At 69.7% G+C, this 13,847-nt stretch carries 14 protein-coding genes; 7 read left to right on the top strand and 7 right to left on the bottom strand.

Annotated features, from left to right (window positions below):
* Nucleotides 1-11 precede the first annotated feature (11 nt).
* The 3 genes from hpt (at nucleotide 12) to folE (ending at nucleotide 3,463) form a co-directional block, all read left to right on the top strand.
* Nucleotides 12-572, top strand: coding sequence for a hypoxanthine phosphoribosyltransferase (hpt, locus tag OHA58_RS15555; protein ID WP_116511523.1), 561 nt, complete (start codon nucleotides 12-14; stop codon nucleotides 570-572).
* 197 nt (nucleotides 573-769) lie between these two features.
* Nucleotides 770-2,779 (top strand): ATP-dependent zinc metalloprotease FtsH, encoded by a 2,010-nt coding sequence (ftsH, locus tag OHA58_RS15550; protein WP_405479254.1) that lies wholly within the window; start codon nucleotides 770-772, stop codon nucleotides 2,777-2,779.
* Nucleotides 2,780-2,857: 78 nt separating this feature from the next.
* Nucleotides 2,858-3,463, top strand: coding sequence for a GTP cyclohydrolase I FolE (gene folE, locus OHA58_RS15545; protein ID WP_405479252.1), 606 nt, complete (start codon nucleotides 2,858-2,860; stop codon nucleotides 3,461-3,463).
* 75 nt (nucleotides 3,464-3,538) lie between these two features.
* On the opposite strand, the gene OHA58_RS15540 is transcribed toward folE, so the two are convergent.
* From OHA58_RS15540 to OHA58_RS15515, 6 genes are all read right to left on the bottom strand, one after another.
* Nucleotides 3,539-4,027 (bottom strand): DUF3180 domain-containing protein, encoded by a 489-nt coding sequence (locus OHA58_RS15540; protein ID WP_266672938.1) that lies wholly within the window; start codon nucleotides 4,025-4,027, stop codon nucleotides 3,539-3,541.
* Nucleotides 4,028-4,085: 58 nt separating this feature from the next.
* Nucleotides 4,086-4,712: a 2-amino-4-hydroxy-6-hydroxymethyldihydropteridine diphosphokinase gene (gene folK / locus OHA58_RS15535; RefSeq protein WP_405479250.1), complete on the bottom strand. Its 627-nt coding sequence runs from the start codon at nucleotides 4,710-4,712 to the stop codon at nucleotides 4,086-4,088.
* Nucleotides 4,709-5,068, bottom strand: a complete 360-nt coding sequence (folB, locus tag OHA58_RS15530; RefSeq protein ID WP_116511517.1) for a dihydroneopterin aldolase — start codon at nucleotides 5,066-5,068, stop codon at nucleotides 4,709-4,711. The genes folK and folB overlap by 4 nt, the downstream gene beginning before the upstream one ends.
* Nucleotides 5,069-5,281: 213 nt before the next feature.
* Nucleotides 5,282-5,833 (bottom strand): nuclear transport factor 2 family protein, encoded by a 552-nt coding sequence (locus OHA58_RS15525; protein WP_405479248.1) that lies wholly within the window; start codon nucleotides 5,831-5,833, stop codon nucleotides 5,282-5,284.
* Nucleotides 5,830-6,693: a dihydropteroate synthase gene (folP, locus tag OHA58_RS15520; RefSeq protein WP_405479247.1), complete on the bottom strand. Its 864-nt coding sequence runs from the start codon at nucleotides 6,691-6,693 to the stop codon at nucleotides 5,830-5,832. Before folP ends, OHA58_RS15525 begins: the two co-directional genes overlap by 4 nt.
* A 60-nt stretch (nucleotides 6,694-6,753) precedes the next feature.
* Nucleotides 6,754-8,571 (bottom strand): phosphatidylglycerol lysyltransferase domain-containing protein, encoded by a 1,818-nt coding sequence (locus tag OHA58_RS15515; protein WP_405479246.1) that lies wholly within the window; start codon nucleotides 8,569-8,571, stop codon nucleotides 6,754-6,756.
* Nucleotides 8,572-8,756: 185 nt separating this feature from the next.
* Between OHA58_RS15515 and OHA58_RS15510 the strand changes: the two genes are divergently transcribed.
* Entirely contained in the window at nucleotides 8,757-9,872 is a 1,116-nt protein-coding gene (locus OHA58_RS15510; protein ID WP_405479244.1) for an alpha/beta hydrolase, read from the top strand.
* 44 nt (nucleotides 9,873-9,916) lie between these two features.
* Here the strand turns inward: OHA58_RS15510 and OHA58_RS15505 are convergent, their stop codons facing one another.
* Nucleotides 9,917-11,065, bottom strand: a complete 1,149-nt coding sequence (locus OHA58_RS15505) for an ABC transporter ATP-binding protein (protein ID WP_405479243.1) — start codon at nucleotides 11,063-11,065, stop codon at nucleotides 9,917-9,919.
* Nucleotides 11,066-11,249: 184 nt separating this feature from the next.
* Between OHA58_RS15505 and OHA58_RS15500 the strand changes: the two genes are divergently transcribed.
* The 3 genes from OHA58_RS15500 to OHA58_RS15490 all read left to right on the top strand — a co-directional run bounded on the left by OHA58_RS15500 (nucleotide 11,250) and on the right by OHA58_RS15490 (nucleotide 13,842).
* The gene (locus OHA58_RS15500; protein ID WP_405479242.1) at nucleotides 11,250-12,029 is read left to right on the top strand and encodes an ABC transporter permease; all 780 of its coding nucleotides are present in this window, start codon (nucleotides 11,250-11,252) and stop codon (nucleotides 12,027-12,029) included.
* A complete protein-coding gene (locus OHA58_RS15495) occupies nucleotides 12,026-12,745 on the top strand; it encodes an ABC transporter permease (protein WP_405479241.1) in 720 nt (239 codons plus the stop codon). The genes OHA58_RS15500 and OHA58_RS15495 overlap by 4 nt, the downstream gene beginning before the upstream one ends.
* Nucleotides 12,746-12,864: 119 nt before the next feature.
* Nucleotides 12,865-13,842: an ABC transporter substrate-binding protein gene (locus OHA58_RS15490; RefSeq protein WP_405479239.1), complete on the top strand. Its 978-nt coding sequence runs from the start codon at nucleotides 12,865-12,867 to the stop codon at nucleotides 13,840-13,842.
* Nucleotides 13,843-13,847: the final 5 nt, after the last annotated feature.

Genomic DNA, 13,847 nt, shown 5'->3' with positions numbered 1-13,847 from the left:
GACCGAAAGTGATGCGGGTGGACGCGAAAGACATGGGCACCGACCTTCAGTCGGTGCTCATCACCAAGGAAGAGATCGACGCGAAGCTGGCCGAGCTGGCCGCGAAGATCGATGCGGAATACGCGGGCAAGGACCTGCTGATCGTCGGTGTCCTCAAGGGCGCCGTGATGGTCATGGCGGACCTGGCGCGTGCGCTGTCCACCCCCGTCACGATGGACTGGATGGCGGTGTCCTCGTACGGCGCGGGCACCCAGTCGTCCGGCGTCGTGCGGATCCTCAAGGACCTCGACACCGACATCAAGGGCAAGCACGTCCTGATCGTCGAGGACATCATCGACTCCGGCCTGACGCTGTCGTGGCTGCTCACCAACCTCGGCACCCGCGAGCCCGCGAGCCTCGAGGTCTGCACGCTGCTGCGCAAGCCGGAGGCGGCGAAGGTGGCCATCGACGTGAAGTGGACCGGGTTCGAGATCCCGAACGAGTTCGTCGTCGGGTACGGCCTGGACTACGCGGAGAAGTACCGGAACCTGCCGTTCGTCGGCACTCTGGCTCCCCACGTCTACGGCGGCTGAGCGGCCGCCGAAGCCATGTGAGACGGTCGGGAACCCCTGCGGGTTCCCCGCCGTTGGAGCATGCGTGGGCGAGATTCTCAGCCGTCCCCTGCGGCTTCGGGTGACAATGCTGGGGTACCGTCCGAAGAACAGTCTTCAAAACAGCCTTTATCAAACTCACTATGGCAGGAGGGACGGGGCGGCATCGCTCCGTATGGATGGACGTGAAGCGATACTTCCGTGGGCCGGTCATGTGGATCGTGCTGGCCGTCCTTGCCGTGGTCGTGTTGATGCAGGTCGTCGGTTCGTCCGGTGGCTACAAGACAGTGGACACCGGCCAGGTCATTCAGGCCATCGACGACAACAAGGTGCAGTCGGCCAAGCTGACCACCGGCGACGAAAACAACATCAAGGTCGAGCTCAAGGACGGCCAGAAGGTCCAGGGCAGCAGCAAGATCCAGGCGAGCTACATCGGCGACCAGGGCGTCGAGGTGGCCAAGGATCTGCAGGCCAAGTTCGAGGACAAGAAGATCCCCGACGGGTACACCGTCGCTCCGACGAAGCAGAACGCCTTCGTGGGGATCCTGCTCTCCCTGCTCCCCTTCGTCCTGATCGTCGTCGTCTTCCTGTTCCTGATGAATCAGATGCAGGGCGGCGGCTCCCGAGTCATGCAGTTCGGGAAGTCCAAGGCGAAGCTCATCACCAAGGACACCCCGAAGACGACGTTCGCCGATGTGGCGGGCTCGGACGAGGCAGTCGAGGAGCTCCACGAGATCAAGGAGTTCCTCCAGGAGCCGGCGAAGTTCCAGGCCGTCGGCGCCAAGATCCCCAAGGGTGTGCTGCTCTACGGCCCGCCCGGAACCGGTAAGACGCTGCTCGCGCGCGCCGTAGCCGGTGAGGCGGGGGTTCCCTTCTACTCGATCTCGGGTTCCGACTTCGTCGAGATGTTCGTCGGTGTCGGTGCCTCCCGAGTCCGTGACCTGTTCGAGCAGGCCAAGGCGAACGCCCCGGCGATCGTCTTCGTCGACGAGATCGACGCTGTCGGCCGGCACCGCGGTGCGGGTCTCGGCGGCGGTCACGACGAGCGCGAGCAGACGCTCAACCAGCTGCTCGTCGAGATGGACGGCTTCGACGTGAAGGGCGGCGTCATCCTGATCGCCGCCACGAACCGGCCCGACATCCTCGACCCGGCACTGCTGCGCCCGGGACGTTTCGACCGGCAGATCGCGGTCGACCGCCCGGACATGCAGGGCCGTCTGGAGATCCTCAAGGTTCACCAGAAGGGCAAGCCGGTCGCACCCGATGTCGACCTCTCCGCCGTCGCCCGGCGTACCCCGGGCTTCACCGGCGCCGATCTGGCGAACGTGCTGAACGAAGCGGCGCTCCTCACGGCGCGCAGCGACCTCAAGCTCGTCGACAACTCGATGCTGGACGAGGCGATCGACCGCGTAGTGGCGGGCCCGCAGAAGCGGACCCGGATCATGTCCGACAAGGAGAAGAAGATCACCGCGTACCACGAGGGCGGACACGCCCTGGTCGCGGCGGCTTCGCCCAACTCCGACCCGGTGCACAAGATCACGATCCTGTCCCGTGGACGGGCCCTCGGTTACACGATGGTCCTGCCCGACGAGGACAAGTACTCCACCACGCGCAACGAGATGCTCGACCAGCTCGCCTACATGCTGGGCGGGCGCGCGGCCGAGGAGCTGGTCTTCCACGACCCGACCACGGGCGCGGCGAACGACATCGAGAAGGCGACCACGACCGCGCGGGCCATGGTCACGCAGTACGGCATGACCGAGCGGCTCGGCGCGATCAAGTTCGGCGGCGACAACACCGAGCCCTTCCTGGGCCGGGAGATGTCGCACCCGCGCGACTACTCGGAAGAGGTCGCCGCGCTCGTCGACGAAGAGGTCAAGAAGCTCATCGAGAACGCGCACAACGAGGCCTGGGAGATCCTGGTCGAGAACCGCGACGTCCTCGACCAGCTGGTGCTCCAGCTCCTGGAGAAGGAAACGCTGAACAAGGAGCAGATCGCCGAGATCTTCGCTCCGATCGTGAAGCGCCCGGCCCGCCCCGCGTGGACCGGCTCCTCCCGCCGCACCCCCTCGACCCGCCCGCCGGTGCTCTCCCCCAGGGAGCTGTCACTGACGAACGGTTCGAACGGCGCGGCAACGGGCGTCGAGTCCGGGCTGGACATCGCTCCTACGGACAGCCCCGAGGCCTGATCACCCGGAATGGATAACCGCGTCCCCCACGCCTTACGGTGTGGGGGACGCGGTTCTTTGTTCAAGGAAGAGGCACAGATGACCGACCCGGTGACGCTGGACGGCGAGGGTCCGATCGGCGAGTTCGACGAGAAGCGCGCCGAGAACGCCGTGCGTGAGCTGCTCATCGCTGTCGGGGAGGACCCGGACCGCGAGGGCCTCAAGCAGACGCCGGCGCGGGTGGCGCGGGCGTACAAGGAGATATTCGGGGGCCTGTGGCAGAAGCCAGAGGACGTCCTGACGACGACGTTCGACCTCGGTCACGACGAGATGGTCCTGGTGAAGGACATCGAGGTCCAGAGCAGCTGTGAGCACCATCTGGTGCCGTTCGTCGGCGTCGCCCACGTCGGCTACATCCCGTCGAGCGACGGCAAGATCACGGGCCTGTCGAAGCTGGCCCGCCTCGTGGACGTCTACGCCCGGCGCCCGCAGGTCCAGGAGCGTCTGACCACGCAGATCGCCGACTCCCTGATGGAGATCCTGGAGCCGCGCGGTGTGATCGTGGTCGTCGAGTGCGAGCACATGTGCATGACGATGCGCGGGGTGCGCAAGCAGGGCGCGAAGACCATCACGTCCGCGGTGCGCGGCCAGCTGCGCGACCCGGCGACGCGCAACGAGGCGATGAGCCTGATCATCGCGCGCTGAGCCCCTGCGGGGACGCGGCAGGCGCGTTGCGGGACCCCGGTGGCCCCCGGGCCCTCGGCGGGCGCCCTCGGCGGGTCAGGCCGCCGGTGCGGCCCCGCCGTGGTCCTCGTCGTCGTCCTCAGGGAGCTTGCAGACGCGCTCCAGGAAGAGGGCGGCCGCTATCACGGCGATGCCGGTGAGGACCGAGAAACCGGCGTAGATCGCCTGGTCGCGGCGGGCCGGGACGTCGAGGTGCTCGAGCAGGAAGGCGCCCGTGCCGCCGTACATCCCGGCGACCAGGGCGGCGACCAGGGCGCTGGCCTGGCCGAAGACGAGGGCGCGGGCCGCCATCAGCGGGTCGACGCCCTTGGCGCCGGGGCGCCGCTCGCGCTGGGCGCGCAGCCGGGCCCGGATGGAGAGCGCGGTCGCCAGCAGGATGACGGCGATCACGGCGAGGACGATCGGCGCCGCCAGCGGGACCCTCGGCAGCGTGCCGATCGAATCCCACAGGCGGGCGCCCGCCCAGCTCAGTACACCGGCGACCAGGAAGAGGCCGGCCAGCGTCCTGATGCGCAGTTGCTTCATTCCGGTGGTCGCCCCTCAGTCCCCGCGCTGTCTTCGTGTGCCCGCATGACCCTAACGACTATTCGGGCAGCTGGAGTTCCAGGTCGGCGCGCGGCGCGACGCCTTCGCGGGTGACCGCGGCGAGCAGCTCGGCGACCGGCCCGTGGCCCGGCAGCTGCGCCTCCGGCTCCACGTCGAACCAGGGTGCGAGGACGAAGGCCCGCTGGTGCGCGCGCGGGTGGGGGAGCGTGAGGACCGGGTCGTCGGAGACGACGTCGGCGTACGTGACGATGTCGACGTCGATCGTGCGGGCGCCCCAGCGCTCGTCACGGACGCGGTGGAAGGCCTCCTCGACGGCGTGCGCCCGCTCCAGGAGGGAGGACGGGGGAAGGGTCGTGCGGAGCACGATCACCGCGTTGAAGTACGCGGGCTGGCTGCCCGGCTCGACGCCCCACGGCTCGGTCTCGTAGACGGGCGAGACGGCCTTCACGCGGACGCCGGGGGTGTCCTCCAGCGCGTCGATGGCGCCCTGGAGCGTCTCGAGGCGGTTCCCCAGGTTCGAGCCGAGGGCGAGCACCGCGCGTTTGGGGTTGGAGAGTGTGGTGTCGGCCGCATCCACCTGCTCGACCACGGAGGCGGGCACCGGCTGTACCGTCGGGTCGCTCTGACCCTCGGTGAAAGATCCCTCGGTGAAAGATGCAGTCATACTCGGCTCCGGGTGATGGTGACGGTCACATCGTCGAAGGGGACGGTGATCGGGGCGTCCGGCTTGTGGACGCAGACCTCGACCTCCAGGACTCCTTCGTGCTTCAGGCACGTCCCGGCGATGCGCTCGGCGAGCGTCTCGATGAGATCGACCGGATCGCCTTCGACGACGGCCACGACCTCCTCCGCCACGATGCCGTAGTGCACGGTCTTCGCCAGGTCGTCGTCGGCCGCGGCCGCGCGTGTGTCCAGTCCGAGCACCAGGTCCACGATGAAGGTCTGGCCTTCCTCACGTTCCTTGGGGAAGACGCCATGGTGCCCGCGGGCCTTGAGGCCGCGCAGCGCGACACGATCCACGCGAATCACTCCTGCAATCGTCGGTAGCGGCGGGTTCGTACCGAGTGCGGTCGGCACACCAGCCTCGATCGAATCTACCTGCGAGCACCGACAGCGCTCGCCCGCGGGGGCTATGGACAGGGCGGCTCACCGCTGGTAGCCGCCCCTACCCACCAGCGCGCTCCGGCAATCACGTGGGGGCCACGTGTACCCGCCTACCCCGTCAGGAGCCACTCAGGAGGGTGTCTCGTCGCTTTCCTCGTCGGCGTCGCCCTCGGTCTCGGACTCGGCGAGTACGGGCGACGCGTGGTGTGACCACAGTTTCCAGCCGTCACGTGTGCGACGGAGCACATTTGTGGCGACGACGCGCTGGCCGACGAGCGGGCCGAGTTCGTCGCCCTCCTCGGGGGCCGGGCCGCCGCTGAGGATGTTCTCGGTGCAGGTGATCAGAGCGGTGTCGGCGACGATGCTGATGTGCACATCCGTGAGGAAGAACTGGATGTACTCGGTGTTCGCCATGATCAGCGCGTACGAGCGCAGGACCTCGCCGCGGCCGGTGAGCACGGGCCAGCCGGGGTGCACGCAGCTGATGGACGTGTCCTCGACCTCGTCGGAGTCCTCGCTGTACGAGACGTCCTCGGGGGCGAGCCAGAGCGCCGTCAGCAGTTCGAAGTCGCCCCGCTCCAGTGCCTCGTAGAAGGCGCGGTTTGCGCGGTCCACGGCCTCCGCGTCGGTGCGCCGGGCTGCCGCACCGCGCGGCTCCTCGGGCTCCCTCGGTGGGGTCACTGGGCTCCCTCTACGGCGCGGGCGACACGGACCGCGTCCGCCGTGGCGCGGACCTCGTGGACGCGGACCGCCCAGGCGCCCTGATGGGCCGCGATCGCGGAGACGGCGGCCGTGGCGGCGTCGCGCTCGCGGGCCGGGGGCGGGGCGCCCTGGTCGCCGGCCAGCACATGGCCGAGGAACCGCTTGCGGGAGGCGGCGACCAGCAGGGGGTGGCCGAGCGCGCGCAGCTCCTCCAGGTGGGCCAGGAGCTTCAGGTCGTGGGCGGCCTCCTTGGAGAAGCCGAGGCCAGGGTCGACGACGATGCGCTCGGGGGCGATGCCGCCCTCGATGACGGCCTCCACGCGCGCGTGGAGCTCGGCGACGACTTCTGAGACCACGTCCTCGTAGGTGCCCTTGACGTTGCCGCCCTCCAGGAAGCCGCGCCAGTGCATGACGACGAAGGGGGCGCCCGCCGCGGCGACGACGGGGATCATCGCCGGGTCGGCGAGGCCGCCGCTGACGTCGTTGACGAGGGAGGCGCCGGCCGCCAGGGAGCGCTCGGCCACGGAGGCGCGCATCGTGTCGACGGACACGGCGACGCCCTCGGAGGACAGGCCCTGCACGACGGGGATGACGCGCTTGAGCTCCTCGTCCTCGTCGACGCGGGTGGCGCCGGGGCGGGTCGACTCGCCGCCGACGTCGATGAGGTCGGCGCCCTGTGCGACCAGGTCGAGGCCGTGTTTCACGGCGGCCGTCGTGTCGAACCAGCGGCCCCCGTCGGAGAAGGAATCGGGCGTCACATTGACGACTCCCATGACCGCGCAGCGGTCCCATTCGGGAAGGCCTATGACGTGGCCGCGACGGCCCTGCGACGTGCTCATGCCTTCAAGCCTAGGCCCGGCGGCCCGGTGGCCGTGCCACGGAGGGATACCGGACCGGCCTCAGGCGGCCCGTACCCCGCGCGGACCGCCGTCGGGCGCGCCGTCGTGGGCGCAGGGCCGGGGCGCGGCCGTACGCCGCCGCAGGACGCGCGGCATGCCGAGGTTCACGAAGCCCTCCGCCTGCATGGCGGCGAAGCCGATCCGGGGCAGGTCGCGCGGGGAGCGGTAGACCACGAAGCGGGGCTCCCAGCGCGGCCGGAACTTCGCGTTGAACCGGTACAGCGACTCGATCTGGAACCAGCGGGACAGAAAGACGAGCAGCCCGCGCCAGGCCCGCAGGACCGGGCCCGCGCCGATCTTCTCGCCGCGCGCGAGGGCGGCACGGAACATCGCGAAGTTCAGCGAGATCCGCGTGATGCCGAGCTTCGGGGCGGCCTGGAGGGCGGCCACGATGAGGAGTTCGTTCATGCCGGGGTCGGCGGCGCGGTCGCGGCGCATCAGGTCGAGGGAGACGCCGTCGGTGCCCCAGGGGACGAAGTGGAGTACGGCCTTCAGGTCGCCGTGGCGTCCGGCCGGGTCGTCGGCCTTGTGAGCCGTGGCGACCAGACAGTTGCCGTCCGCGGCGTCGCCGATGCGGCCGAGCGCCATGGAGAAGCCGCGTTCGGTGTCGGTGCCGCGCCAGTCGTCGGCGGCGCGCCTGATCCGCTCCAGCTCCTGGTCGCCGAGGTCACGGATGCGCCGCACCCGGGTCTCGTAGCCATTGCGCTCGATCCTCTTGACCATCTGGCGTACGTTGCGCATCGCACGCCCGGCCAGGGAGAAATCCGCGGTGTCCACCACCGCCTCGTCGCCCAGTTCGAGTGCGTCGAGGCCGGTCTCGCGGGTCCAGACCTCGCCGCCCGTCTCGGAGCAGCCCATGACGGCCGGGGTCCACGAGTGGGCCTTGGCCTCGTCCATGAACCGCTCGATGGCTCCGGGCCACGCCTCGACGTCCCCGACGGGGTCGCCGCTCGCGAGCATCACGCCCGACACGACGCGGTAGCAGACGGCAGCCTTGCCGCTGGGCGAGAAGACGACCCCCTTGTCGCGGCGGAGCGCGAAGTGGCCGAGGGAGTCCCGGGCGCCGTGCTTGTCCAGGAGGGAGCGCAGCCGCGCCTCGTCGTCCTCGGTGAGACGTGCGGCCGGGTGTTCGGGGCGGAACGCCAGATAGATGGTCGTCAGCGCGGTGAGCAGGCCGAGCGCGCCGAGCGAGCAGGCCACGGTCCAGGAGGTGCGGCCCGCGTAGTCGACGGGCCCGTCCATGCCGAACAGGCCGTACAGGACGTGTTCCAGACGGTCGGACAGGCTCGGGTCGCCCACCAGCTTCTTGGGGTGGGCGCTCACGATGGCGAGGCCGATGACGATGGAACCGGCGCCCATGAGCACGAAGTTCGCCAGCGCCCGCCAGCGGCTGCGCGGGTCGGGCAGCGCCGCGAACTCACTCCGGTGGCGCAGCAGCATCGTGAGCAGTACGAGCGGGATCAGCACACCGAACAGGGAGTGCCGGTACGCGAACTGCGCGAGCGCGCCGAGTGGCAGGAGCACCACGGCCGCGCGCCAGGCCCGCCGCTTTCGGCGGCGCAGCCCGTGCGCGAGGAGGAGCAGCAGGACGCCCGTACTGATGGCGAGTGCGGCCGCGAACGGGCCGAGGGCGCCGGGCAGGACCTCGGCCAGCGCGTACATGCGGCTGTGCCGGAACCGCGGGAAGACGCCCGCCGCTATGTCGAGGAGTCCGACGAGGATGCAGGCCCGGGCGATCAGGGTGGGGACGGCCTCGGGCCGGGGGCCCCGCAGTATCCGGCGCAGATGCTGCGTTCTGCCCGGAACCTCGCCTGACATATCGGCATCTATCCTGACAGACATCGCATCCCGTAGTTCCGCGAGAGAGCTCGAAGCCGGTGCCATTTCCGGCATCCGGCCACATTGCGCCCTCTAGGACGGGACTTGTGGGAGGCGGGTTCACTCGGCCAGGTAAACCGGCGGAAAAGGTTCAGAAGCCAGAAAGCGCAGGCGGGTACAGCACGATGGGTCTCACGAGCAGCAAGGTCGTTGCGCTTGCGGTCATTCTGGCCGTGCTCCTCTTCGCCGGCACGGTCTGGCTGTGGCCACGCCTGGCGTGCCGCACCTGGGGATCCGTCGCCGGGCGGGTGGGCCTGCTGCTCGCGACGCAGCTGGCGCTGTTCCTCTCGGCCGGCCTCGGTGTCAACCAGGCGTTCGGGTTCTACGCCACGTGGGACGACCTCCTCGGGCGGGAGCAGGGCCAGGGCGTGGTCACCGACCTCGGCGCAGTGAGCACCCGGGGGCCCCTGCAGGTGGTCGGCACGCGGTACGTGAACGTGCCGGGCGGCTCACGGCCCAAGGTCGGCGGCCAGATCCAGAAGGTCGACATCGTCGGGAAGCGCTCGCACATCGCCACGTCCGCGTACGTCTATCTGCCGCCCGAGTACTTCAAGGGCCGCTACAGGGACCACACTTTCCCCGCCTCGGTCGTCCTCACTGGCTACCCCGGCACCGCCGAGGCGCTCATCAAGGGACTGCGCTACCCGACCACCGCCCACGAGCAGGCCAGGGCGGGCGCGATGCGGCCGATGATCCTGGTGATGATGCGCCCGACCGTGGCGCCGCCGCGGGACACGGAGTGCGTGGACGTGCCGCGCGGCCCGCAGACGGAGACGTTCTTCGCCAAAGACCTGCCTCAGGTCATCTCTGCGCACTACAGGGTCAACAGGAAGTCCGGCGGCTGGGGCATCGTGGGCGACTCCACGGGCGGCTACTGCGCCCTGAAACTCGCCATGCACCACCCCCGGGTCTACGGCGCGGGGGCGGGCCTGTCCGCGTACTACAAGGCGCCCATCGACCCCACCACGGGCGACCTCTTCCACGGCGACGAGGAACTGGAGCGCCACGCCGACCTGATGTGGACCCTGGAACACGGGAGGCCGCCCGCCACGTCGCTGCTGGTCACCACGAGCAGGCACGGCGAGAGCAACTACGGGAACACGATGAGGTTCATCCGCGAGGTGAAGCCGCCCACCGGTATCTCGTCGATCGTCCTGGACAGCGGCGGCCACAACTTCAACACCTGGCGCCGCGAGATCCCGGCCACGCTGGCGTGGGTGAGCGCGCGCATCACGGAGTAGTGGCTGGGGGCTCCGGGGGCTCACGCTTCGGGGCTCACGAACCGTCAGGCCCCCGTCACCGTCTCCAGTTCGACCTCCGCGCGCGGGATGTCCCGGGCGTCCGCCGCCGTCGAGCGGCGCAGCGCCTCGTGCAGCCGCGCGGGGGTGAGGACGCCGAGGAAGCGGCCCTCGCTGTGCTCGTCGATGACGGCGATCCAGCCCGCGTCGTGCTGGAGCATCGTGGCGAACGCCTGCTTGAGGGTGGCGCCGACCGGCAGCCACGCCTCCATACGGCGGGCATGCTCGCGGACCGTGCCGCTGTGCACGCGCGCGTGCTCCGCGGAGATCCAGCCGTGCAGGTTGTTGTCGCCGTCGAGGACCACCGCCCAGGGGGCGTCGAGCTTCGCCGGCAGCGGGTCGTCGAGATGCACGACGGGCGGCTGCTCCAGGTCGCTCTCCTCGATGGGCGTGACGGACAGGCGCTTGAGGCCGCGGTCCGCGCCGACGAAGTCGGCCACGTACTCGGTCGCGGGGGCGCCGAGGACGGTCGACGGGGTGTCGAACTGCTCGATCCGGCCCTGCCCGTACACGGCGATCCGGTCGCCGAGCCGGACGGCCTCCTCGATGTCGTGGGTGACGAACAGGACCGTCTTGCGCACGGCCTGCTGGAGGCGCAGGAACTCGTTCTGCAGGTGTTCGCGCACGACCGGGTCGACCGCGCCGAACGGCTCGTCCATCAGGAGTACGGGCGGATCCGCCGCCAACGCCCTTGCCACGCCGACGCGTTGGCGCTGTCCGCCGGAGAGCTGGTCGGGGTAGCGGTCGCCGAAGGTGCGCGGGTCGAGTCCGACGAGGTCGAGGAGTTCGGCGGCGCGCTCGCGGGCCTTGGCGCGCTTGACGCCGAGGAGGTGCGGGACGGTCGCCGTGTTGTCGAGGACCGTCTTGTGCGGGAAGAGGCCGACCTGCTGGATCACATAGCCGATGCGGCGCCGGAGTTGGACGGGGTCGATGCCGGATATGTCGTCGCCGTCGAGCAATATCCGGCCCTCGCTCGGTTCGATGAGCCGGTTGACCATCTTCATCGTGGTGGTCTTGCCGCAGCCCGACGGGCCGACGAGCGTGACGAGTTCCCCCTCGTTCACCTCGAAGGACAGGTCGTCGACGGCCGTTGTCCCGTCGGCGTAGCGCTTGGTGACGTGCTCGAACCGGATCATGGGTCCCCATTGTGCCGGGCAGTCGCCGCCTGCGGGCGGCCGCTGTGTGAAGGCCATGTTGCGTCGTGACGAGGGGTCTCGGCGATTGTCAGTGGTGGGGGCTAGGGTCGTCCGCAGTCGGAATCAGGCGCTCGCGCGAGCGGTTTCAGGACATATGTACGGGGATTCGGGGGAGGTGGGGCGGGTGAGCAGTCCCAATTGCATGGTGACCAATGAGTGGGTGTGCGGGGAATACCTGCGCACCCGCAGGCCGGAGCTGGTCGACGCGGTCGTCCAGCACATCGGCATCACGGCCGCTTCCGTTGTGATCGGCGTGCTGATCGCCTTCCCGCTGGCCCTCCTGGCCCGCCACCGGCGCGCCTTCGCGGGCCCGGTGCTCGGCCTGACGACGGTGCTCTACACGATCCCGTCGCTGGCCATGTTCTCGCTGCTGCTCCCGCTGTTCGGGCTCTCCGCCTCGCTCGTGATCACCGGACTCGTCCTCTACACCCTGACGATCCTGGTGCGGAATTTCCTGGCGGGCCTCCAGGCCGTGCCGGACGAGGCCAGGGAAGCGGCCCGCGGCATGGGGTACGGGCCGGTCCGGCTGTTGTGGGAGGTCGAACTGCCGCTGGCGCTGCCCGCCATGCTCGCGGGCGTGCGGATCGCCACGGTCTCCACGGTCGCGCTGACGACGGTCGGCGCGATCGTCGACTACGGCGGCCTGGGCACGCTGATCCTCGTAGGGCAGAGAACCGACTTCAAGGCGCAGGTGTTCACGGCGTCCGTGCTGTGCGTGCTCCTCGCCGTGGGCGCCGATCTGCTGCTGCTCGGCCTCCAGCGGTGGCTGACCCCCTGGACCCGCGTCGCGTCCGGGACGTCCCGCATACGCAGACGCACGGACCGCTCCGGCAGTCCGGACCGCCCGGGTGGCGGCTCCGGCGACACGGAGCGACGTAAGGAGAAGGCGGCGCAGGCGGCATGAGCGCGATATCGGGGGCCTACGACTGGCTGACGACAGGGGCCAACTGGCAGGGCGAGAAGGGGGTGTGGCACCGCCTGGCCGAGCATCTGTACTTCAGCGGCGTCACCCTCGCCGTGTCCTGCCTGATCGCCCTGCCGCTCGCGCTGTGGCTCGGGCACATCGGCAAGGGCGGCGGCCTCGCGGTCAACATCTCGAACGCGGGCCGCGCGGTGCCCACGCTCGCGGTGCTCGTCCTGCTCACGCTGACGCCGCTGGGCCGGCACGGGGACCTGCCGACGTTCATCGCGCTCGTGCTGTTCGCGGTGCCGCCGCTGCTGACCAACGCCTACATCGGGATGCGCGAGGTCGACCGGGCTGTCGTGGAGGCGGCGCGGGGGATGGGGATGAGCGGGGGACAGGTGTTCCGGCGGGTCGAACTCCCGCTGGCGTATCCGATGGTCATGACCGGGATCCGGCTGGCGGCGGTGCAGGTGATCGCCACGGCGACGCTCGCCGCGATGGCCGGCAAGGGCGGGCTCGGGCGGATCATCACGGCCGGGTTCAACCTCCAGGACACTCCTCAGGTGGTCGCCGGCGCGGTCCTGGTGGCGTTGCTCGCACTGCTCGTGGAGGGCGTCCTGGCGGGCGCGGGGCGGGTTCTGAATCCTTCCCCAAGCTCTCGGCTCCGCTCGAGCAGGGGAGGCCCCAATCCGGGCCGCTCCGGCGCGGCGCGCTGAGACCCGGCCGGGCGGCGCGGCGGGCTGAACCCCCGACGGGCGCCGCGGCGGGCGGGACGCCAACTTGATATCTCGTTACGGCTTTTCGATCATTCCGGCTTTCGATTGGGTGGACAACGATGAACAGCAGAACGCGACGGATCGCCGTGGCGGCGGTCGCCGTCGGCGCGCTCACCACCGGACTCACCGCGTGCGGCGGGGACAGCCTGGAGGGCGGCAAGAGCGACAAGGCCGGCTCCGGCTCGGCGGGGAGCGGCAAGAAGGGCACGGTCGTCGTCGGCGCCGCCGGGTTCACCGAGTCGAAGGTGATGGCGGAGCTCTACAAGCAGGCTCTGGCCGACGCCGGATACTCCGCCTCGGTCAAGACCGTCGAGAACCGCGAGATCTACGAGCCCCAGCTCGCCAAGGGCGCCATCGATGTCGTTCCCGAATACGCGGCGACGCTCGCGGAATTCCTCAATCTCAAGAAGAACGGCGCGGACGCCAAGCCCGTCGCCTCAAGTGATCTTGATGCGACGGTCACGGCGCTGCGCGGACTCGCCGGGCCCGAGGGACTGACCGTGCTCGACGCCGGAGAGGCCGTCGACCAGAACGCCTTCGCAGTGAGCGCGGATTACGCGAAGCAGCACCACCTGAAGACCCTTTCGGACCTCGGCAAGTCCGGCCAGAAGGTCAAGATCGCGGCCGGTGACGAATGCGAGAAGCGGCCCTTCTGCGCCCCGGGTCTCGAGAAGACGTACGGCATCAAGGTCAGCGGGATCGACCCCAAGGGCGTCGGCACCACGCAGGCCAAGCAGGCCGTCAAGAACGGTGAGGACCAGCTGGTTCTGACGACCACCACGGACGCCACGCTGAAGAACTTCGGCCTGGTGCTCCTGGAGGACGACAAGAAGCTCCAGAACGCGGACAACATCGTTCCGGTCGTGAACACCAAGGACGCGGGCGACAAGGAGATAGCCGCCGTACTCGGGAAGCTGACCAAGACGCTGACGACCGGCGATCTCGTCGAGCTCAACCGGAAGGTCGACGCGGATCGCCAGAAGGAGGCCGATGTGGCCAAGGAGTATCTCCAGTCGAAGGGCCTCCTGAAGAACTGAACGGT

The organism is Streptomyces sp. NBC_00009 (assembly GCF_045040855.1).
GTDB classification, from domain to species: Bacteria; Actinomycetota; Actinomycetes; order Streptomycetales; family Streptomycetaceae; genus Streptomyces; species Streptomyces aureus.
Note: the sequence above shows the minus strand (reverse complement) of the source record. Positions and strands in the feature narration are given on the sequence as shown.